The sequence below is a fragment of the Mucilaginibacter sp. P1_D10 genome (assembly GCF_056406215.1).
The window spans coordinates 60,241-82,038 of sequence record NZ_JBFUAP010000016.1; the positions used below are offsets into that span (position 1 = coordinate 60,241).

General features: G+C 46.9%; 18 protein-coding genes. 7 read left to right on the forward strand and 11 right to left on the reverse strand.

Translation table 11 applies throughout. The annotated features are described in order from the left end of the window. Positions 1-105 precede the first annotated feature (105 nt). Positions 106-507: a DUF5655 domain-containing protein gene (locus tag AC1DYT_RS21675; RefSeq protein WP_477471605.1), complete on the forward strand. Its 402-nt coding sequence runs from the start codon at positions 106-108 to the stop codon at positions 505-507. A 78-nt stretch (positions 508-585) separates the two neighbouring features. Next, entirely contained in the window at positions 586-1,452 is an 867-nt protein-coding gene (locus AC1DYT_RS21680; RefSeq protein ID WP_477471606.1) for a hypothetical protein, read from the forward strand. A gap of 9 nt (positions 1,453-1,461) precedes the next feature. On the opposite strand, the gene AC1DYT_RS21685 is transcribed toward AC1DYT_RS21680, so the two are convergent. The 7 genes from AC1DYT_RS21685 to AC1DYT_RS21715 all read right to left on the reverse strand — a co-directional run bounded on the left by AC1DYT_RS21685 (position 1,462) and on the right by AC1DYT_RS21715 (position 8,869). Continuing rightward, the gene (locus tag AC1DYT_RS21685; protein WP_477471607.1) at positions 1,462-1,740 is read right to left on the reverse strand and encodes a hypothetical protein; all 279 of its coding nucleotides are present in this window, start codon (positions 1,738-1,740) and stop codon (positions 1,462-1,464) included. 260 nt (positions 1,741-2,000) lie between these two features. Then, on the reverse strand, positions 2,001-3,317 hold the full coding sequence (ahcY, locus tag AC1DYT_RS21690; RefSeq protein ID WP_477457310.1) for an adenosylhomocysteinase: 1,317 nt from the start codon (positions 3,315-3,317) through the stop codon (positions 2,001-2,003). A 330-nt stretch (positions 3,318-3,647) separates the two neighbouring features. Beyond that, complete coding sequence (locus AC1DYT_RS21695) at positions 3,648-3,860, reverse strand: heavy metal-binding domain-containing protein (RefSeq protein WP_477471608.1); 213 nt, start codon at positions 3,858-3,860, stop codon at positions 3,648-3,650. A gap of 7 nt (positions 3,861-3,867) precedes the next feature. After that, positions 3,868-5,313, reverse strand: a complete 1,446-nt coding sequence (locus tag AC1DYT_RS21700; protein ID WP_477471609.1) for a PepSY domain-containing protein — start codon at positions 5,311-5,313, stop codon at positions 3,868-3,870. A gap of 1 nt (position 5,314) precedes the next feature. After that, positions 5,315-7,663: a TonB-dependent receptor gene (locus AC1DYT_RS21705; RefSeq protein WP_477471610.1), complete on the reverse strand. Its 2,349-nt coding sequence runs from the start codon at positions 7,661-7,663 to the stop codon at positions 5,315-5,317. A gap of 248 nt (positions 7,664-7,911) precedes the next feature. Further along, positions 7,912-8,283, reverse strand: a complete 372-nt coding sequence (locus AC1DYT_RS21710) for a hypothetical protein (RefSeq protein WP_477471611.1) — start codon at positions 8,281-8,283, stop codon at positions 7,912-7,914. Positions 8,284-8,512: 229 nt separating this feature from the next. After that, positions 8,513-8,869 carry a hypothetical protein gene (locus AC1DYT_RS21715; protein ID WP_477457305.1) on the reverse strand — a complete coding sequence of 119 codons (357 nt, stop codon included), beginning with the start codon at positions 8,867-8,869 and terminating at the stop codon, positions 8,513-8,515. Between the two features lie 338 nt (positions 8,870-9,207). Between AC1DYT_RS21715 and AC1DYT_RS21720 the strand changes: the two genes are divergently transcribed. The 3 genes from AC1DYT_RS21720 (at position 9,208) to AC1DYT_RS21730 (ending at position 16,835) form a co-directional block, all read left to right on the forward strand. Next, positions 9,208-11,589: an ABC transporter permease gene (locus AC1DYT_RS21720; protein WP_477471612.1), complete on the forward strand. Its 2,382-nt coding sequence runs from the start codon at positions 9,208-9,210 to the stop codon at positions 11,587-11,589. 187 nt (positions 11,590-11,776) lie between these two features. Then, positions 11,777-14,182, forward strand: a complete 2,406-nt coding sequence (locus AC1DYT_RS21725) for an ABC transporter permease (RefSeq protein WP_477471613.1) — start codon at positions 11,777-11,779, stop codon at positions 14,180-14,182. A gap of 118 nt (positions 14,183-14,300) precedes the next feature. Then, positions 14,301-16,835 (forward strand): ABC transporter permease, encoded by a 2,535-nt coding sequence (locus tag AC1DYT_RS21730; RefSeq protein ID WP_477471614.1) that lies wholly within the window; start codon positions 14,301-14,303, stop codon positions 16,833-16,835. Positions 16,836-16,901: 66 nt separating this feature from the next. On the opposite strand, the gene AC1DYT_RS21735 is transcribed toward AC1DYT_RS21730, so the two are convergent. The 4 genes from AC1DYT_RS21735 to AC1DYT_RS21750 form a co-directional block, all read right to left on the reverse strand. Then, positions 16,902-17,873 carry a quinone oxidoreductase family protein gene (locus tag AC1DYT_RS21735; protein WP_477471615.1) on the reverse strand — a complete coding sequence of 324 codons (972 nt, stop codon included), beginning with the start codon at positions 17,871-17,873 and terminating at the stop codon, positions 16,902-16,904. 204 nt (positions 17,874-18,077) lie between these two features. Further along, positions 18,078-18,308: a hypothetical protein gene (locus AC1DYT_RS21740; protein WP_477471616.1), complete on the reverse strand. Its 231-nt coding sequence runs from the start codon at positions 18,306-18,308 to the stop codon at positions 18,078-18,080. A 71-nt stretch (positions 18,309-18,379) separates the two neighbouring features. Continuing rightward, complete coding sequence (locus tag AC1DYT_RS21745; protein ID WP_477471617.1) at positions 18,380-18,964, reverse strand: Crp/Fnr family transcriptional regulator; 585 nt, start codon at positions 18,962-18,964, stop codon at positions 18,380-18,382. 118 nt (positions 18,965-19,082) lie between these two features. Next, positions 19,083-19,493, reverse strand: coding sequence for a BrxA/BrxB family bacilliredoxin (locus AC1DYT_RS21750; protein WP_133228932.1), 411 nt, complete (start codon positions 19,491-19,493; stop codon positions 19,083-19,085). A gap of 216 nt (positions 19,494-19,709) precedes the next feature. On the opposite strand from AC1DYT_RS21750, the gene AC1DYT_RS21755 reads away from it, so the two are divergent. Beyond that, the gene (locus AC1DYT_RS21755; RefSeq protein ID WP_477471618.1) at positions 19,710-20,564 is read left to right on the forward strand and encodes a peptidoglycan DD-metalloendopeptidase family protein; all 855 of its coding nucleotides are present in this window, start codon (positions 19,710-19,712) and stop codon (positions 20,562-20,564) included. Between the two features lie 312 nt (positions 20,565-20,876). Next, a complete protein-coding gene (locus tag AC1DYT_RS21760; protein WP_477471619.1) occupies positions 20,877-21,740 on the forward strand; it encodes a M23 family metallopeptidase in 864 nt (287 codons plus the stop codon). Positions 21,741-21,798 lie beyond the last annotated feature (58 nt).

Genomic DNA, 21,798 nt, shown 5'->3' on the forward strand with positions numbered 1-21,798 from the left:
CTGGTGGATTTCGAAAACTCCAACGAATCTTTGCGCCTTCGCGCCTTTGCGTGCCCTTCCTTCTCTAACGTTGCAGGTTAACACGATAAGTAGTAAATTTATCCCATGCCCTACACCTGCCCCAAATGCGAACGCGAGTTAACCAGCGAAAGCCAAAGGCATTACTGCGCCAAGGTGAGTTTGGACGACCTCTTTAAAGGTAAGTCTCCCGAGTTGCTATTGTTGTTTGATAAACTTTTAGCCGAAGTTGCCGACTGGCCCGACGTTTTGGTAGGCACCACCCCCAACTGTATCACCTTTGTACACAGGCAAACCTTCTTCGTAATCCGCCCCATGCAAAAGGTGCTGGATATTAAATTTTACTCCACCGAAAAAATGGAAGGTCCGCCCATATTCAAAAGCATAGCCACCGCAGGCAGGTTTCAGAACAACATCCGCATGAGCGATGTGGGGGAATTACGCCCGCAGCTTTTTAGCTGGATAAGGGAATCGTATGAATTGTTGTGAGCATTCCGCAGGTTGAAAAAATCCCCGCCGTTGAATACATTTAAATCCTATATTTAAAACTTAAACCTTACCGCATACATGGGCCGCATCTTCATCGCATTACTACTTATATTTTCATCATTAGCCTGCCAGGCGCAATCGTTGTGCGAAAAACTGGCCGCGTTGAAAAAAGAATACTATGGCTTTAAGCCGTCTTCATTAAACAAGAAACAAACGGAGGCAAAATCGGCGCAGCTTGATAAATTTTGGGAACTGGCAAAAACCGACCCCGCTATTGCGCTCCCGTGCCTTAAAGATATGGTGCTGGCCGAACAAAACGACCCCTACTTTTGCTTCGATGCAGCCACCCTGATACTTACGCTCGATGAAAAACAAGAATATTTAGATGTGGTGCTGGCGGCGGTGAAAAAAACCGACCTTAATGACATACAGGGGGAGCCATATCTACAAGTGAGTTTTTTTCTGGGAAATAAAGGGAAAGATATCGGCCCGCTTGCCGAAAAATTAATAAGCACCCCAAAAATGCATGTGTACCTTACCCAGCATGCTATAGACCTTAGCGCCATTGATGCCAGTATTTTCCTGTACAACCTGATGAGTGTAAAAGATGCGGAAGACAATCTCTTTAATATCATTGCAAACGGCACGCCTACAGGCAAGCACAATGCTGCCGTGGTGTTGAATATATTGAGCACCAATCGCGGCGATAGCCTGCTGAATGCCCTGCTGGCAGCAAATAAATTGGCCGACTCTACAAAAGCATTTGTATTGAAAGACCGGGAACAATTCACCAAAAAAACAGGCACTACAACCGGTGATCGGGATGAAGCAGTAATAAGAGAAGAGCGCACAAAAACAATAACTGCCTTATCCGACGAAAGCATAGAACGCTATTTTACCCTAACCGGCGAATTGATGACGGTGCGGTACAAGAAGAAGCAATAAGGTTGAATGTTATCCCCCTTGATCTTTTGATGCTTTTGCCATCGTCATTACAACAGTGGCTATTAAAAGGAATACGATATGCGCGAATATGATGGTGAAAAACACGATTGTCGGCCCAAAGCTCTCGCCACCGGCTAAATATTTAAAAACATACCACCAACCTGGTAAGCCATAGCCCAATAGCACCAATATATTTATCCAGCAGAACTTCCAAATCCGCTTGCTGTGCGATGCCTTGCTTAAAAATAAGCATACTGCTAAAATGCCGATGGGTATTAACAAAAACATATCAGGCTAATATACCAAAAAAGGGATGCGGTTCCCGTCACACCCCTTTTCTTAAAAAAAAGACGTCATCCTGAACTTGTTTCAGGACCCCATCTGCAGAGTTCGCGGCAATGCAAATCTGCTTAGCATATCGGTTACTTTTATGATGGGATACCGAAAAAATTTCGGCATGACGTTGGGAAATGAAAAAGGGATGTAGCCTATCGCCACATCCCTTTTCTTATCTTGATTCCTGACTCTAAAAGTCCTGACTCTTCTTCTTAGTAACGGTAATACTCCGGTTTAAATGGACCTTCAACCGTAACACCAATGTACTCGGCCTGGTCCTGGTCTAAAACTTCCAGTTCAACACCAATTTTTGCAAGGTGTAAACGGGCAACTTTTTCGTCGAGGTGTTTAGGCAAGGTATAAACTTCGTTTTTGTAAGCATCAGCGTTTGTCCAAAGCTCTATCTGGGCCAAAGTTTGGTTGGTGAATGAGTTGCTCATTACAAAGCTTGGGTGGCCGGTAGCGCAACCAAGGTTTACCAAACGGCCTTCGGCTAATACGATAACGTCTTTACCGTCGATGGTGTATTTATCAACCTGTGGTTTGATTTCGATTTTGCTGTCGCCATAAGCACCGTTTAACCAGGCCATGTCAATCTCGTTATCAAAGTGGCCGATGTTACAAACGATAGCTTTATCTTTCAAGGCACGGAAGTGCTGCTCGCGTACGATGTTTTTGTTACCTGTTGCAGTAACAACGATATCAGCTTCGGCAATAGCGGTAGAAAGTTTTTTCACTTCGAAACCTTCCATAGCTGCCTGTAAAGCGCAGATAGGGTCAATTTCGGTAACGATAACGCGTACACCGGCGTTGCGCAAGCTGTCGGCCGAACCTTTACCTACGTCGCCATAACCGCAAACAACACCTACTTTACCGGCCATCATTACGTCGGTAGCGCGGCGGATGGCGTCAACTAACGATTCGCGGCAGCCGTATTTGTTATCGAATTTCGATTTGGTAACCGAATCGTTGATGTTGATTGCAGGCACTAATAAAGTACCGGCTTTCATACGCTCGTATAAACGGTGAACACCAGTAGTGGTTTCTTCAGATAAACCCTGGATGCCTTTAGCCAGTTCAGGATAACGATCGAAAACCATATTGGTTAAATCGCCACCGTCATCAAGGATCATGTTCAATGGCTGGCGATCTTCGCCGAAGAAAAGGGTTTGTTCTATACACCAGTCGAATTCGGTTTCGTTCATACCTTTCCAGGCGTAAACAGAAGTACCCGCAGCAGCAATAGCAGCAGCAGCGTGATCCTGGGTAGAGAATATATTACAGCTAGACCAGGTAACTTCGGCACCCAGCGCTTGCAGGGTTTCGATCAATACCGCAGTCTGGATAGTCATGTGCAGACAGCCAGCAATACGTGCACCTTTTAATATTTGTGCTTCTCCGTACTCGGCGCGTAATGCCATTAAACCCGGCATTTCTGCCTCGGCCAATTCAATTTCTTTACGGCCCCAGGCGGCCAGTGAAGGGTCCTTCACTTTGCTTTTTACGTATGTGGTCTCTAATGTCGACATAGCTTTTCTGTTTTTTCTTCAAAAGTAAATAATATAATCGCGTTAAAGAAAGGCATAGCGGTTTTGTTGCCATAGGATAACCGGGACCGCTGCTTCTGTCTGAACCTTGATTTACTTGATTAAAGGATGGCTTGATTTTGAAAATGCATCAAGACAATCTTTTAATCCTTTCATCATGGTTCAAATAATTGAGGCATTGCCTGCTGTCTGAACCATGATTTGCCAGATTATAGGATGAAAGGATTTTGAAATGCATCAGGGCAATCCTTCAATCCTACTCATCATGGTTCAGAAAAAAATCCTGTCTAATCCATTAATCGCTAAATCCTGTTACTTCTTCGTCGTGTCCCGCTCCACCAGGTCCATGCCGCATTTGCTGCAGGTACCGGGTTTATCTGAGGTGATATCGGGGTGCATGGTGCAATAGTATTTGCCTTTGGGCTTTTCTGTTGCTGCGGCTTTGGCATCCTTTTTTGGTGCGGTGCTGCAGGCGGCAAAGGCCAGCAGGCCGGTTAATGCGAATAGTACGAAACGTATCTTCATAATTGGTTTATTTGTTTTTTATAAAAGCGGCAAAGCCGAATAGCGATACTACCAGCACGCCCAATGCGGCCAGCATGCTCACTACATCGCGGATGTTTTTACCCGCCCAGGTCATACCGAAATACTTGTGTAAAAATATGAAGGAAAAGCCTTCTGCACGGTCTATCCCTGTAACTTTTTCTGCCAGTTGCGATGTAGTGGTTTCCAGGTACCAGTTTTCGCCGGCAGGGTGCTCCACCTTTTGCACGGGCAGGCGTTTATTGATGAAGCCGTATTCGTTATCGAACTGGCGTATTTGGGTGGTTTTTAGCCTGCCTTTGGCAAATTTGATATTGAAAGACGTCGTTCGGTAGAAACCCGTCAGATACCTTGCATAATCCTGATCGCCATCCGTTAATTCTTTCCCATCGGCCACGTTAAAATAAAGGATGTCCTTTGTAGTGGTGCTTACCTGGTAATAAGTGTTGCCGTAAAACTTTACGATGCCCGTTTTTACGATAGTGCTATCTGCAACAGGCAAATGCAAATTGGAAGCGGCTAAGTCCGCAGTGCTGATCAGTTGCTCATAAGCCTTTTCTTTAGGGGCGATGTTGTGTAGTTTTACGATGATATGAAACGCTGCGCTGATGGTGAAGGTGAACATCACGAAGGAAACGATAAGCCCCAGTTGCCTGTGGAAACGGTGTACAAAACGGGTGTCCTCCCTGCCGGACTGCCTGCGGTTCTGTTGCGCCGTTTTGAACTTCTTCCAAAACAAGCCATAAACCGTTAATCCGCTCAGTAGTGAAAGGAACATGATGCTCACCACAATCAATAGAACCACCAGCCGGAACTGGTCGCCGCCTAAATCTGCCAAAAACTCCCAGGTATGCAGCTGTTCAAAAAACACCAGCATGGCCTTACGGGTATTGTTATTGAAAGTACCCATGCGGCTTTGCATGGTTTCTACGTACACATCCATCCCATCGGGCCTATCGAACGAGACTTTCCAAACCGGCAGCAGGTGGTTGATGGGCTGGTAATGGCCGTCGAAGGTTTTTTGCAGGGTGACACTTTTGATTTTTGATACCGTATCCTGCGTAAAATACCGGGCGAGGTATCTGGCGTAGGCCTGGTCGCCACCTTTGTATTCCTCGCCGGTGTTTGCCGAATAGTAAGTAACGGTGCTATCCTTGCCCATTACCTGGTAAAAGCTTTGCCTCTCTAAACTTATCAGCCCAAAATTGCGGAAGCGGGCGATATGGTTTTTATCCAGCACCTCCTTAATGGATAGCGTGGGCTTCATCCCGCTTTGCGGCAAAGGTTTAAAAACCTCCTGGGCTATGGTGGGCCTGAACCAGTTGGACATGAAAGGATGCGAGAGGCCACTCAACGTCCAGCCGATTACCGGCACCAGGGCTATCAAACCCAGTATGCGGTGCCATTTATAAAAGTTTTGTTTTGCTGTTGCCATGTTAATGTTTTGCTATAGCGTAACTGATGCCAAGGGTAAATATGCGGGGTGGCGCGGCATTATAGGTATCGCCGTATTGGTTGCTGGTTACGGTGGTGGCGTAAAGTTTATTGGTAACGTTCAGCGCATTAAGCCATATGCCTGCGCCATTTAAAGTACCAGCTTTCACATCGTAACCTAGCCTTACATTGAAGATATCATACCCCGAATACGTTTTGGTATTGGCCGGGTTGGTAAAATATTGGTTGATGTGCTGCCACTCTGCCGATAACCTCAAACCGTTAAGGTATGCCGGTTTATAGGTCAATTCGCTGTTGGCTATCCAGGCGGGGGCGTTATTCATACGCTTGCCATTATAGCTGGTAACGGTGCTTACGCCGGTGGCGTAATTGGTGCTCACCTCGCTGTAATCTACATACGTATGCCTTGCATTGGTTCCACTAAAGCGGAAGCTCAGTTCCTTCACAGGTACAAAAGCTACCGAATACTCGATACCGCGGTGGCGGGTTGCGCCTGCATTTTGGTTTTGGGTGGTGTTATCGGGCAGTAACTGGTTGATGATTTCGTTACGGCCCTCCAAATCGTAAAGGCTTGCTTCCAGGTACATCTTTTTATCGAACAGGGCAAGCCAGCCGCCCGCCTCGTAGTTATTGAAGGTGGCTTGCTTTAGTTGCACCAGCTGGCGCGAGCTGTACAGGTCGCCCGTCTCCGGTGGCTGGAAACCCACACTGTAGTTGGCATAAATACCTTTATTGTTTCCGAAGTTGTACGTAAGACCCAGTTTGGGCGCCAGGATATTGAAATTGTTAGTCTCCTGCTGCTTGTATTTGGTATTGCCCGCCGGGATGTTGTTGCTGAACGCGTAGTGGATACGATCGTACCGCAGCCCCATCACCACGCGCAAGTCGGCCACCGGTTTAATTTCATATTGCGCATAGGCAGCCGTGTTGAAAAGCTTGATGCGGTAATCATCTATAAGTCGGCCCGTATTGGTAAAGCCGGTATAGTAATTATTGGCTACATCTTTTTGTATTTCCAGGTATTTGGCGTAGTAGCTGCTAGGGCTGTTATCTACATAAAGCCCCGCTATGAGCCGCGAATGCAGGAAACTAAAATCCGTACGATGCTGCGCCAGCAAGCCAAAACTATGGAACCGCTGGTCGTTCTCTTGCCCGTTAGAGCTGAGGTAATTGCCCGCGTTATCGCGCAAATCAGATATAAAATAGCTTGGTAGTTGCGCGGTTGAATTGTGGCGGTAAAACAGCGTGAGCGAGGTGTTGCTCCAGTCGGACCATTTGTGCTCCAGTTTGGTGTTTGCGCGCAGGGCATCAACCTTGCGGTAGGTAAAACGCTGGTTGGCACCGTAGCTGCGGTTGTAGAAATGAGCACTATCTAAACTGCCGGGTGTTTGGGTGTTGAGGTAGTTGTAGCTAAGTGCTGTAGTTAGTTTCGTAGCCAAATCGAAGTCGTAAGTGGTTTTAAAATTGCCGGAGTATTTGTCGAAATTCGAGTAATCCTGCCAGCTATCTTTTTGATGGGCGATGTAGCCACCGGCATACAAGCCGAACCTGCCCTGCGTAAAACCACCATCAGCATCCACGCGGCGGTAGTGGTAGCTATCACCCTGTACCGACACGTTCGCGGCATAATCTGCAGGTGCACCCTGGGTAATGAAGTTTACCGCGCCACCGATAGCATTACTGCCATAAAGCGAAGATGCCGGGCCTTTGATTACCTCGATATCTTTTACGCCGCTCATGTTTATCTCATAAAGCGAATTGTGGTTGAAGATACCCGTAGGGCGTATAGGCAGGCCATCTTCCATATATAAATAAAGCGCATTGTAGGTAATGGGCTGGCGAATGGCCATGGTATGCTGCTCGTTGCCAAGGTCTACCATGTAAACGCCTGCTGTTTTATTCAGCAGCTGGTAAAGCGCGGTGGCTTTGGTATCATGTATCTGGGTGGCGTTTATCTTGCTGATGGCGATAGGCGCATCCTCGCGCGCCTGCCGGGCGCGACTGGCAGATACCACCACCTGCTGCAAGCCAACGGTAGTTGGTTCAAATTCGATAATAATACCATTTTTCATTTGCGCAAAAGTGAACATGCGCGGGGTATAGCCAACCGCAGCAAAGCGCATGGTTTTGTTCGAGGGGAAATCGAAAACGAAATTGCCCCAGGCATCGGCGGCAAAGCGATAGGTGGGCTCTGTAGCGCTCTCGATAGTGACGTAGGGAATTGCTTCGTGGGTGCGGGCATCCACCACGCGGCCTGTTACGGTAGATTGTGCGGAGGCTGCCGCAGAGATGAAAGAAAACAGAATATATAGTAAAGTAGATGGTTTCATAAAAACGTATAAGTTGCACCTATTAGGCCATGGCTAAATGGAGAGTTGGTTTCTCGCAAAGGCGCAAAGCCGCAAAGAATAGCTTAAAACCCTTTGCGCCTTAGCGGCTTTGCGTGAACTAACCTTCCCAATGCTTGAGCTAATGGCGTTTAAAAAAATATACAGCCCATGCAGAAATTCAAATGCATGATAATAACAACGGCGAACGCCATCATCAAAAAGCTGTATCGAGAAAACTTAGATGGAATTTATGAAAGCCGCGGAGGCTGGAAGATAGGGCGGATTTGGGTGGGCAGGCTTATAGGAAGCTCGGGGCTTGCAATAACCGCCAACAAAACGGAATGGAACTTAACCTGCTCTGGCTCGTTAAATCCCGCTTCCTGGAAAAGGTTCTTTTGCGCTGTGCGTTCGCCGGCTGCTTTGTTGTCTTCGGCCAGCTTTATCTTTTTCATAAAGTAGCACTTGCCATTACAATGCATCCAGGGTTTATCTCGGTTTTCGCAAAGCTTGGCAGCAATATAATTGCGGTTAAGCTCGAAACCCGCGTAAACGAACAGCCGCGTAAAGTTCACTGTTACCAGTGATACGATTAGCAAATATGCGGTTATACGTTGCAGCATTTGGCCGCAAAGGTACGGGTTCGAACTTTAAAAATTTGTCGTCATGTTGAATTTATTTCAACACCCCATCATAAAAGTAGCGATCTTGCATTGCCATTTTGCATAATGGCTACCTGCCGTGTGGGGTACCGAAACAAGTTCGGCATGACGTTTTTTTAATACCCCTGGCTCACCCCAACAAAAAACCCCGCCTTTTTGGGGCAGGGTTCTATTGGTTTTAGGTTTATAATTACTTAGCGTGTTTTAAAACAAAATGGGCGTTGTTACCACCAAAATCTATGTTCATGGCAACCGAATCTGCATATACTTTGCCGCTGTGCGGGTAGTCGGTACCGTTTACGTTTACTTTAAAGGTAAAATCGTCGCCTTTTATTTTGCCATCGTCAACAGTAACATCACCTGCAGGCGAAGAAGCGGTGCCGGTAAGTTTTTCGCCATCTACCTTAAAGTTGTAGCTAATATCAAGTGCCTGTCCATCGGGCGTATTAAGGGTGCCTGTCCACTTGCCGTTCAGGTCGGCAAAGGCCGCCATGGCTATCATAAAGCAGCACGATAATAAAGCCGTAGTAAAAATCTTCCTTTTCATAATTAGTTTTTAATTGTTTGAATACCTAAATGTAGGGTTTTTATTAAAAAACAAATACTACCTCAATATTAATTTTTAACACCGTTTGTTAAGATTTGCCGACGGCCCGGCACAGCCGCCATATAAGCGGACACCCCACCGTCCGTTATCGAACAATCGGATAACTCATTACCATCACAAGTTACTGACTAACAAATAATTGCAAAATTGGCATACATCTTATACAATACTCTTAGCAAGCTTGCTTGCTAAGAAAGGGTAGATAAATCGGTGAAATCAAAAAAAGAAATCGGTGTAAATCGGTGGAATCAATTCTAAATCGGTGTAATCAAAAAAATATGATAAAGAACTATTTAAAAGTTGCCTGGCGCAACCTTATCAAAAATAAGGTGCATTCGTTCATCAATATTGCCGGGCTGTCTGTTGGGATGGCTGTTGCCATGCTGATAGGCCTTTGGATATGGGACGAGCTCTCCTTCAATAAAAACCACCAGAATTACGCCAGCATTGCGCAGGTAAAACAAAACGTTACCAATAATGGCGAGGTACAAACCTGGGATGGCCTGCCCTACCCCTTAGCCGCCGAGCTACGCAAAAACTACAGCAGCGACTTTAAGCACGTGGTAATGGCCGCAGGCTGGGGCGACCACCTGCTGGCCCTCGATGCAAAAAAAACAAACCGCGTCGGCGTTTTTATGGAACCCGATGGCCCCGAAATGTTTACGCTGGAGATGCTTAAAGGCAACCGCAAAGCATTGGCCGATCCATCATCCATCATCATATCCGCAGCAACAGCCAAGGCTTACTTTGCCGATGCCGACCCTATTGGCCAAACCCTCAAGATAGATAATCAGCTTAATGCACGGGTAGCCGGCGTTTACCAGGATATACCCCAGAATGCCACGCTGGCCAATGTAGGTTTCATTGCCCCATGGCAAATGATGTACGTTGCGCAAGACATGAAATCGATGAAGGAGCCCTGGCGGCCAAATTTTTGTACCGTATGGGTGCAAATGGCCCCTAATGCCAGTATGGCATCAGCATCGTTAAAAATACGCGACGAAAAACTGCGCAACGTGAGCGCAGTACTCGCCAAAAAGAAACCCGCCTTGTTTTTACAGGCCATGAGTCAGTGGCACCTGTACGATGAATTCAAGAATGGCATCAATACCGGCGGCCGCATACAATATGTATGGATGTTCGGCATCATCGGCCTGTTCGTTTTGCTGCTGGCCTGCATCAATTTCATGAATTTAAGTACCGCACGGTCAGAGAAACGGGCTAAAGAAGTAGGTATCCGCAAGGCTATAGGCTCGTTGCGGGCGCAGCTTATCTACCAGTTCTTCGCCGAATCGTTGCTGTGCGTGGCTTTTGCCTTTGGGGTCGCCATTTTGCTGGTACAATTCAGCCTGCCGTTTTTCAATGAGGTTGCCGATAAGCAAATGAGCATCTTATGGTCGGCCCCGGCATTTTGGGCGCTTACTTTGGGCTTCAGCTTGCTTACAGGCCTCATAGCGGGCAGTTACCCGGCTTTTTACTTATCATCGTTCCAGCCCGTAAAGGTGTTAAAGGGTTCGTTCAGGGTGGGGCGTTTAGCAGCTATCCCGCGTAAGGCGCTGGTGGTATTGCAGTTTACGGTATCGGTTACGCTTATTATCGGCACCATCGTAGTGTTCCGCCAGATACAGTTTGCCAAGGACCGCCCCGTGGGCTACACCCGCGATGGCCTGTTGGCTGTGCAGGTTGGCGGAGATGCTATCCATAAAAGCATCGCATCCGTAAAGGATGAATTATTGAAGACAGGCACCGTGGTGTCTATGGCCGAGGGCGATGTATCGCCAACGGGCATGGCCGGCAGTACCAGCGCTATAGAGTGGAAAGCTAAAGACCCCAATCTCAGCGTAGATTTCCTGCAAGCGGGGGTGTCTACCGGTTATGGCGGAACCGTGGGCTGGCAATTTAAAGCCGGGCGCGATTTTTCTGATGCCTACCCATCCGATTCCTTAGCCGTGGTCATAAACCAGGCGGCAGCCAAATTCATGGGCATGAAAAACGCTACCAACGAAAGCATCACTTTTTATGGCAATACCTATAAAATTATTGGCGTGATAAACGATATTGTAGTGAACTCGCCTTACGCCCCCGTAAGGCCCGGCGTGTTTTTCCTGAACAGTGGCGCAGGCAGCGCAGTGGTACTGAAAATTAACCCAAAAGTAAGCGCGAACGCAGCCGTAGGCAAAATAGAAACGGTGTTCAAGCAGTTCAACCCCGAGCAGCCTTTCCAGTACAGCTTCGTGGATGAGGCATACGCTAAAAAATTCGGCAACGAGCAGCGTATAGGTAAACTGGCGGCATTCTTCGCCAGCCTGGCCATATTCATCAGCTGCCTGGGCCTGTTCGGTATGGCATCATTCATGGCCGAGCAGCGCGTAAAAGAAATCGGCGTGCGCAAGGTACTGGGCGCTTCCGTTTTCAACCTTTGGCGGCTGTTATCGACAGATTTTGTAATATTGGTTACCGCATCGCTGCTCATCGCAACGCCCATAGCCTGGTACCTGATGCACAACTGGCTACAGAATTTCGAGTACCGCTCGGCCATTTCCGGCTGGTCGTTCGTATTGACGGGTGCCGGCGCAATAGCCATCACCTTGCTTACGGTGAGCATCCAAACCATCAAAGCAGCCCTTATGAACCCGGTGAAGAGTTTGAAATCGGAGTAAAGAGGTTAGAGTTAAGAGGCAAGAATCAAGAGTCAAGAGGCAAGAGGCAAGGGTCAAGGGTCAAGGGTCAAGAGTCAAGAATCAAGAGACAAGAGACAAGAGACAAGAGACAAGAAAATAAAAGGAATCGGTGGAATCAAAAAAATAAAATCGGTGTAATCATATTAATCGGTGTAATCCAAAAAAAATGATAAGGAATTATCTTAAAGTTGCCTGGCGCAACCTCATCAAAAACAAAACGCATACGTTCATCAACGTGTCGGGGCTATCGGTAGGTATGGCCGTGGCTATGCTCATTGGCCTTTGGATATGGGACGAACTATCGTACGATAAATACCACGATAACTATAACCGGGTAGTGAAGGTAATGCAACACCAGGCCATAAATGGCACTACGTTTAGCCAGGTGGCCATTCCTATACCATTGGGCACTATGTTGCGCAGCGATTATACCGGCCCCAACCGCGACTTTAAGTACATGGTGCTGTCGAGCTGGAACTTTGAGCACATCCTTACCGTTGGCGATAAAAAGCTGAGCATGACGGGCAGTTACATGCAGCCCGAAGCACCCGACATGCTCACGCTGAAAATGCTGAAAGGCACGCGCAAGGGTTTACAAGACCCGCTATCTATCGTGATATCGCAAAAGGTGGCAACCGCCATGTTTGGTGGCGATGAACCACTGGGCAAAACCATCAGAATAGATAATAAAAAAGACGTAACCGTTACCGGCGTATATGAAGACCTGCCCCGCAACACCGAGTTCAATGAGCTTACTTATATTTTACCCTGGGAGCTTTACTTGCAGACAGAGGAATGGCTTAAACGCGCAGCAACACAATGGGGCAACAACTCCTTCCAGCTATTTGCGCAGCTAAACCCGGGCGCGGATATTACCAAAGCAGATGCTCGCATAAAGGATTTGAAAAAGAAGAACATCGCCGCGCAAGGCGATAAGGTAGGTGCCTCTTTTAACCCGCAGGTGTTTTTGCACCCTATGAATAAATGGCACCTCTACAGCGAATTTAAAGACGGCAAAAACACGGGCGGCGCCATACAGTTTGTTTGGCTGTTTGGCATCATCGGCGTGTTTGTGCTGTTGCTGGCCTGTATCAATTTTATGAATTTGAGCACCGCCCGCTCAGAAAAGCGCGCTAAAGAAGTAGGCATCCGCAAAGCGGTCGGCTCGGTAAGGGCGCAATTGATAGCCCAATTCTTCAGCGAATCGTTAATGGTGGTGGCATTTGCCTTCGTGCTGTGCATCCTGCTGGTGTGGGTAACACTACCCTGGTTTAACCAGGTTGCCGGTAAAGACATGAAGGTACTTTGGGGCAACCCTGTGTTTTGGTTGTTGGGTATTGGCTTTACCCTACTTACGGGTATTATTGCCGGCAGCTACCCGGCATTCTACCTGTCGTCTTTCCAGCCGGTTAAGGTGTTAAAGGGCACGTTCAAGGCCGGCAAATATGCTGCCTTGCCACGCAAAGTGTTGGTGGTGCTGCAATTTTTTGTATCGGCTACGCTAATTATCGGTACGCTCATCGTATTCAGGCAGGTGCAGTTTACCAAAAACCGCCCTGTAGGCTACGAACGTACGGGCGTGGTGCAAATGAGCATGAAAACGGATGACATCCACAAAAACTTCACCGCTGTACGTAACGATTTGCTGGCAAGCGGCGCTATTATTGAAATAGCCGAATCGGGCAGCCCGCTTACAGATGTGTACTCTAACAGCAGCGGTTTCGATTGGGAAGGAAAAGCACCCGACTTGCAGGACGATTTCGCCTTCATCAGGATAAGCCCCGAGTTTGGCAAAGTTGCCCAATGGCACGTAATAGACGGGCGCGATTTCTCGCGGGATAATAAAGCCGACTCATCTGCCCTTATCCTCAACGAGGCATCGGTGAAATTCATGAACCTGAAGCACCCCGTAGGCGCTACTGTAAAAAGCGGCGATTACAAATACCATGTTATTGGCGTGGTGAAGGATTTGGTGATGTCGTCGCCATACGAACCTGTAAAAACCACACTGTTTTCTTTGTCGGGCGGTGGCGGCGATTTGGTGGATGTTCGCCTGAATCCTAAAATGAGCACGCACGATGCACTGGCCAAGGTTGAACAGGTGTTTAAGCAATACAACCCCGCCAGCCCATTCGATTATAAATTTACCGACGAAGAGTATGCCCGTAAATTCTCCAGCGAAGAGCGTGTAGGCAAACTGGCCGGCTTTTTTACGTTGCTGGCTATCTTCATCAGTTGTATGGGTTTATTCGGCATGGCATCGTTTATGGCCGAACAGCGCACCAAAGAAATCGGCGTGCGCAAAGTGCTTGGCGCATCGGTATTCAGTTTATGGCAACTAATGTCGAAAGATTTCATTGCGCTGGTTTGTATCTCGCTGATGTTTGCTATACCTGTAGCCTATTATTTTATGGGCGGCTGGCTCCAAAATTATAAGTACCGCGCCGACCTTTCCTGGTGGATATTTGCAGCCACTGCCGTCGGCGCTATTGGCATAACCATGCTTACGGTAAGCTACCAGAGCATCAAAGCAGCATTGAGCAACCCGGTGAAGAGTTTGAGAAGCGAATAGACGGTTAAACATGGAGCTTAAGGATCATATTTGAAACCTTATAGCCAGAAAGCTGGCGGGTGAAGCATCAGAAGAAGAACTTAAAGAACTGTCTGATTTGCTTAGGCATGATTCCGCTATGGCTAATAAATTAAGCAACCTTGAAGATTGGTGGCTGAGCGGTAGTAAAGCAGAGCGCGACAATAGCGCTGCGCTATTTGATAAAATACGCAATAAAATCAATCGCAACCAGCAAAATGACGCCAGGCCTGGCATACGGGCAAGTGATAGCTATTCAATAATAAATGAAGGTATGATCAAAAACTATTTAAAAGTTGCCTGGCGCAACCTCGCTAACAATAAAGCGTTCTCTTTTATAAATATTAGCGGGCTGGCCGTGGGTATGGCTCTGGCTATGCTGATTGGCTTATGGATATGGGATGAATATAGTGTGGATGGTTTTCATAAAAACGGAAAAGAATTGTACCAGGTTTATGAACGCCAAATTAATGATGGCATTGCAGAGGCCGGCTACTTTACGCAAGGGCCATTAGCGGAAGAACTAAAAAAACAGGTCCCCGAGGTATTGTACGCCAGCGGGCTGGAACAAAACCACCCCATTACGTTTGAAGCCGGCAATAACGTATTAAAAATGGATGGCAGCTATGCCGGTGCCGACTTCTTTCAAATGTTTAGCTATAAACTTTTGGAGGGGAGGCCCGAAAATGCTTTGAGCAAACCCGGTAGCTTAGCTATCTCCCGCAAAATGGCGGAAGCTTTTTACGGGTCGCCAGCAGATGCCATCGGTAAAACCATCCGTTATGAAAATAAGGATAACTTAACTATTACCGCTGTTTTTGAGAACCTGCCAGCCAACTCCTCGCAGCAGTTTGATTTTTTAAAGGGATGGAAAGATTTTATCACTGAAAACGCATGGGCAGCAACTTGGGGGAGCAGCAGCCCTTATACTTTTGTACAGCTACGCGCAGATGCCGACCCGGTGGCGGTAGGTGCCAAGATCAAAGCATTTATAAAACAATTCAAGGTAGGCGACGCAGGTGCGCAACCAGAGTTGCTGCTACAGCCATATACCGAAAAATATCTTCACTCGTTGTTTAAAAACGGGCAGCTGGATGGTGGCAGGATAACCTATGTGCAACTATTTACCATTGTAGCAATTGCCATTTTGCTAATAGCCTGCGTAAACTTTATGAACCTGGCTACAGCACGGTCTGTTAAGCGGGCAAAAGAGGTAGGCGTAAGAAAAGTTATCGGCGCGGCGAGAGCAAGCCTGGTAAAGCAATTTTTGAGCGAAGCGCTATTGGTAACCTTTATAGGGGTGCTATTATCGCTGGTTATCGTTATCGCATTGTTGCCAGCCTTCAACGGCATCAGCGGCAAGCAGATATCGCTTCCTTATAACCAGCCTCTTTTTTGGCTCACATTGGTTGGCCTGGTTGCAATAACGGGTGCCGTAGCGGGTAGCTACCCGGCGTTATTTCTTTCGGCTCTTAACCCGGTGCGTACATTAAAAGCCGGGTATAAAATAAAACCTTCTGCAGCATATTTTCGCAAAGCGCTTGTGATCTTTCAGTTTGCCATGTCGCTTATTCTCATTGTGGGTGCGGTTGTTGTATCGCGGCAGATGGAGTTTGTGCAGTCGAAAAACCTTGGCTACGACCGCGAGAACCTGGTATATATACCCTTGGAAGGCGAGCTGATAAAAAAGTACGAGCTTTTTAAAGATGAAGCGGGTAGTTTACCCGGGATACAGGCTATCACTAAAATGAAGGAATCGCCTACCGTGATTGGGCATACTAAAGGAGATATTTCCTGGCCGGGAAAAGCGCCTGGCAATTCGCCTTTTTCGGATGCAATGGTAGATTATGATTTTGTTAAAACCATGAAACTGGAGCTATTGGACGGGCGGGATTTCTCAAAACAATTTGCCGATTCGGCCAACTACTTGATTAACGAGGCGGCTGCAAAAAAGATAGGATACAGCAAACCTGTTGGGAAGCCTTTAGCAATGGGCAGCCGCGCCGGTAAGATAATAGGCCTTTTAAAAGATTTTCACTTTAACTCTATGCACCAAAGTATAGAGCCACTCGTTATCCGGCTGGCCGATAACCAAAAGTGGGGGACCATATTGTTACGTATTAAAGCAGGCGACACCAAAAAAGTACTGACGAGCCTCGAATCGATCTGTAAAGAACTGAATCCCGATTTTACATTTTCCTACCAATTTTCAGATGATGAATACGCAAAGCTGTATAAGAGCGAACAGGTAGTAAACAAGCTATCCAACTATTTCGCGGTGATAGCCATCTTTATATCCTGTCTCGGGCTGTTGGGATTAGCCATATTTACTGCCGAGCAACGCACCAGGGAAATTGGCATCCGCAAGATATTGGGTGCTGGTGTTCAATCCTTATTTACCCTTATGCTATCAGACTTTTTACTGCCGGTAGTAATTGCCCTGTTTGTGGCCGCGCCAATAGCCTGGTATTTTATGTCGGGCTGGTTGCAGGGCTTTGTCTACCACACAACTATCGAGTGGTGGATGTTTGCCTTATCGGGCGGCTTGATGATATTGATTGCTGCGGTTACCGTTAGTTTCCAATCTATAAAGGCAGCCTTAGTAAACCCGGTGAAGAGTTTGCGGAGCGAATAGTCGGAGGTCCGTAAGTCCGCACGCATAGAAGTCAATACTCCTTCTTTCGGACTCGAAACTACAAACTTATATAACAACCACCAGTCGCTGCCCATTGGGCACATCGAGGTTCCATAATTCGGCTATGTCTTCCAACTTAACGGATTGAGTTAGGATGCTAAGCTTGCCTTCGGCGGCCAATTGGAACATCTCCGGGAGGATTTCTGAAAAGAGCATGCCAACCTGTTGTTTTGTCCATGCGCCGAGACCCGAGCCGCCTAGCTGGATGTTTACGCTGCGCAGATTTGCCGCGGAGAGCTGGATAAGGTCGCCCATCATAGCACCCACAGATACGTACCTTATCCTGTTTGTAAACGAGCCATCACCCTTCAGGCATTCCAAAATCATTTCGGCGGTATGCCCCCACAAATAATCTATAATAACGTCTATTGGTGTATGGGCGTGGATTTCCTTTAGCTGCGCTTTGAAATGTTCGTCATCCTGCGCAATAATAACGACCTCATCTGCGCCAAGCGTAAGCAATTTATCAAGCGAAGCGGTGTTCCGGCCGGTTGCTATTACTTTGGCAGCCCCGTAGTGTTTAGCAATTTGAACGGCTACTTGTCCGGTAAACCCTGTCGCGCCGTTTATCAGCACTACATCGCCGGGTTGTATATCCGCTTTAAACTTTAGGGCCATTGCTGCGCCGATGACGGCGTTGGGCAGGGCGGCAGCGACAGCATCATCTAAACCGGCGGGGATTGGTACAATACGGCTTTTATAGATAACAGCTTTTTCTGCCAGCATCCCGCTAACGCCCATGCCATAAACGCGGGTGCCATTGGTAAGCAGGCAAACGCCATCGCCGCCAATAACTTTGCCGCCGGTTGTCGGCCCGGCCGAGGAATAATGCGTTCCGCCTGCACGGCCTTTATCGAAATGCTTAATGGCAACTGCTTTTACCGTAACTAAAAGCTCATCGTCGTTTTGTATGGTGGGTTCGGGGAAGTCGGCGTATCGGGGTAAGCCCCCTTCAAGGTACATCACTGCTGCTTTCATATCTTTTGTTTTGTTTACCCAAAATTAGGGTGGAAAGCAGGCAGCGGACGATAACATATGTTATCAAGTTTTGAGCGATGATGGCTTGACCTTAACCACATCGAAGAAAACTCCGTTGAGGTGATCGAAATCGTTATCGGTGGTAAATAATGAAGTAATTTTATTTTTGAGAGATGAACCGGAATGTCCGTGTCGAATAATAAGTTATTTACTATTCCTCAACATTTCTAATGCTATTTCGGCTTCCTCTTCGGTAAGAAAGGCTTCTTTGGGCAATTCTTTTAAACGGGCGATAAGGCTTTTAGTGTCTTTTCCAAGTTTCGTAGCAAAAGCTTCGGGACCTCCGCCGGCCATAATTTCTGAAACAGAATAGGACTTAATCTTAGAAAAGGGGACTTGCTCTTCCATATCTGTTTTGATGTTTTCATTATCCATTGTGTGGCCCTCCTTCTAACAAATTTACGATTTCTTTTTTATAATAGTTCTGCCGGTTATGCTATGTAAATTCAGAAATGCGGCTTACACTTTGCCAATTTGCTTTTGATGCGGCTTAAATGCACGGTACTCACGCCCAGGTACGAGGCAATATAATGCTGTGGTACGCGCTGTACAATATGCGGCCTATCGGCAAGCAGGTTTTGGTAGCGTTGTTCGGGCGTATCGCGGATAAAGGAAACAAATTCGTTGATGTAATGCGTTTGCCTGCGGGCAAATATTTGTAACATCATTTGCATAAAGCCGGGCTCGTTACTCAACTCCTCCATCAATTTGCCCACGTGTCTCTGCTGCATTACATACACCACCGATGGCTCGATGGTTTCGATGGTGAACATACTGGGCGTATTATTCACGAAACTTTCAAGCGAGCTCAGTCCCTCGTTCTCGAAGAAGAACTGCACGGTTTTATCATCGCCATTGTTGTTGAAGTAGAGCCTGAGGCAACCCTTTTCCACAAAAATATACCTATGCGAAACCTTCCCTTCTTCTAACAGTATGGTTTTTGCCGGAAGTTCCAACCTTTCCTGGTATTGAAGGTACTTATCCAGGTGAAGTTTTAATTGCGGAAACTGATCTTTGAACTGGAAAAGCATGGTTTTATTTTAATAGAGTCAAGATACAAGAAATAAGAACCAGGATTTAAAAATTCGACCAAAAAGAAAAAGGTCCGGCGTTTTGCACCGAACCTTTCTTTTATCTTGACTCTGAAACTTAGCAGTATTCTTCAAACGCGCCAATCAGGTTATCAGCAATCATTTGTGCCGGGCGGCCTTCTATCTGGTGGCGCTCTATAATGTGTACCAGCTTGCCATCTTTAAACAACGCCATCGATGGCGATGACGGCGGGTAAGGCAGCATCAGGTTACGGGCAGCATCAACAGCTTCACGCTCCATGCCGGCAAAAACGGTAACCAGGCGGTCGGGGTGTTTTTCGTTGGCGCTTGCCATGCGTGCAGCAGGGCGCGCGTTGGCAGCAGCGCAGCCGCAAACCGAGTTAACCATCACAAATACAGTACCTTCGCTTTTTATAGCCTGGTTTACTGCATCTGCATCCTTCAATTCTTCAAAACCAACTCTGGTCAATTCTTCCCGCATCGGGGCAACTAAATATTCCGGGTACATATGTATGTTAGCTTAATTCTTAATTTATACACAAAAATACCAAATCATTTAACAAAAGGTATAAGTACAAAGAATAAACCCGATTAATTGACGTTCGGGTTATAATTAGTTCATGTTGCGCCGCAATTAAATTTAATCATTATATTGCGGAATCGGTTAACGCTGATCCCTGATTAATAAACTAAAGAAAAAACTTAAAAACAGAACGTTTAGGTAATGGGCATATTTACGCAAAAAAATCAAACCCAACCCAGGGTTGTACAAGTAAGAGTAAAGCACTTCAACAGCTTAAAACTAGCAATTGCGGCAGGCATCATTATGGTAATGGTATTGATGACCGCCATTATGAAACTGAACAGCCAGGTGGCCGAGCAGGCTCATGAGAACACCCGCCTGCACTCGCAAATTGCCGCATTGCAAACCGAGGTAGACAAAACCACCGAAGAAGCTATGCTGGCAAACTCCGAAAAAGACGGCAACCGCAGCCAGGCCGTTAGCTATATCGAAAGCATACAATCCAAGCTTAAAAACATCAATACGTACCTGAGCAAACGCGGGCTGCACAGCATCGGCTTCAAAACCGTTAACCTGAGTAGCAATAAAGCCAAAAGCGACACCAAAATGTACAGCGAGTTTAATACCTACCTGGATAAGCTGGTGAACAACATAGCCTACATGCCAATGGGTTACCCACGCTTAAGCTCCTTCACTTCGTTTTTCGGTTACCGCGGTAATCCCTTCGATTTTGGCAACAGCGAGTTCCACCCGGGTTTAGATTTTAAAGGCAATAAAGGCGATGCCGTAAAATGCACCGCCAGCGGCAACGTAATATATGCAGCCAAAGCAGGCGGCTACGGCAATTGCGTGCGCATCAGGCACGTTAACGGACTGGAGACCTGGTACGGCCACCTATCAAAAATCAACGTGCACGAAGGTCAGCGCGTTACCGTGGGCGATGTAATTGGCAGGGTTGGCTCAACCGGCCGCTCTACCGGCCCGCACCTGCATTACGAGATACGCAAGAACGGCCACCCCGTTAATCCGAAGCAATATTTAAGCTTGAATATGTAACCCAGTTGGCAGTTACCGGTTTGCAGTATCTTTTGATTGCTGTAAAAGCGCTGTTGTTACAGGCGGAACTTTGCTTAAGCCGCTACCTACTTTTAGGTAAAATTGCTAACATGCATCTTTGCCAGTTTCGCGTTGCACACTGCCAACTGAAAACTGGCAACCGCCAACTGTAAAGCTCACCGCCTTTTTTATGCAAGATAATTTCTACGCAAGAAATTGTTTATAATTAATTGTAGCTGTACAAGTTAACGTAATGTTAATTTGATTAATTGGATTCTGTTTCATATTTTGCAGTCCCAATTAATTAACCTGATGAACCCAAAGCCATCTGATGTAAGTACTATTATGATTTTGAACCGCAATGGAAACCCACAGTCGTTGCAGGTAAAAACCAAACATTTAAAAAGAATAAAACATTATGCAGCCGCAGTAGGTGCCATATTTGTAATGCTGGCGGGCTTTATCTTCTACCTAAAAGCCCAAAATACCCGGCAGGAACAGGAGAAGATGGCGCTGCTATCGCAGATAGTGAAACTAAAGGGCGAGATACCTGCAAACCTGCAAAAAGCGGGCGAACAACATTCTGCACAAGGCTACATCCAACAAATAGAAGGCAAACTTAAAACCATAAACGATTACCTGCGCCGCCGCGGCCTAAAGGGCTTCAGCACCAATGGCACAGGCGGTGATGGCAATGCCGAAGGCAAAAAACTATCGGACAAAGAGGTGTACAGCCTTTATAACGATTATCTTAACCAATTGGTGGGCAACGTTGCCTTTACCCCAATGGGATACCCCAAAATAAGCTCATTCACCTCGTTCTTCGGCTACCGCAGCGACCCATTCAACTCGGCCAGTGCAGAGTTCCACCCCGGCGTTGATTTTAAAGGTGCCCGTGGCGATGAGGCCAAAAGCACCGCCAACGGCAAAGTTGTTTTTGCAGGCTGGTACGGCGGTTATGGTAACTGCGTAAGGATAGACCACGGCAACAATTTCCAAACCCTGTACGGGCACTTGTCGCGCATTACGGTAAAAGTAGGGCAGCAGATAACCGTAGGCGAAAAAGTAGGCGAGATAGGCTCTACCGGCCACTCTACCGGCACGCACCTGCACTACGAGGTACGCAAAAACGGCAAACCCATAAATCCTATTAATTTTTTAACGCTGAATAAGTAGTGAGTGGAGAGTGGTGAATAGTTAAGTGGTGAGTGGTTTTGCAACTAACATTCACCGG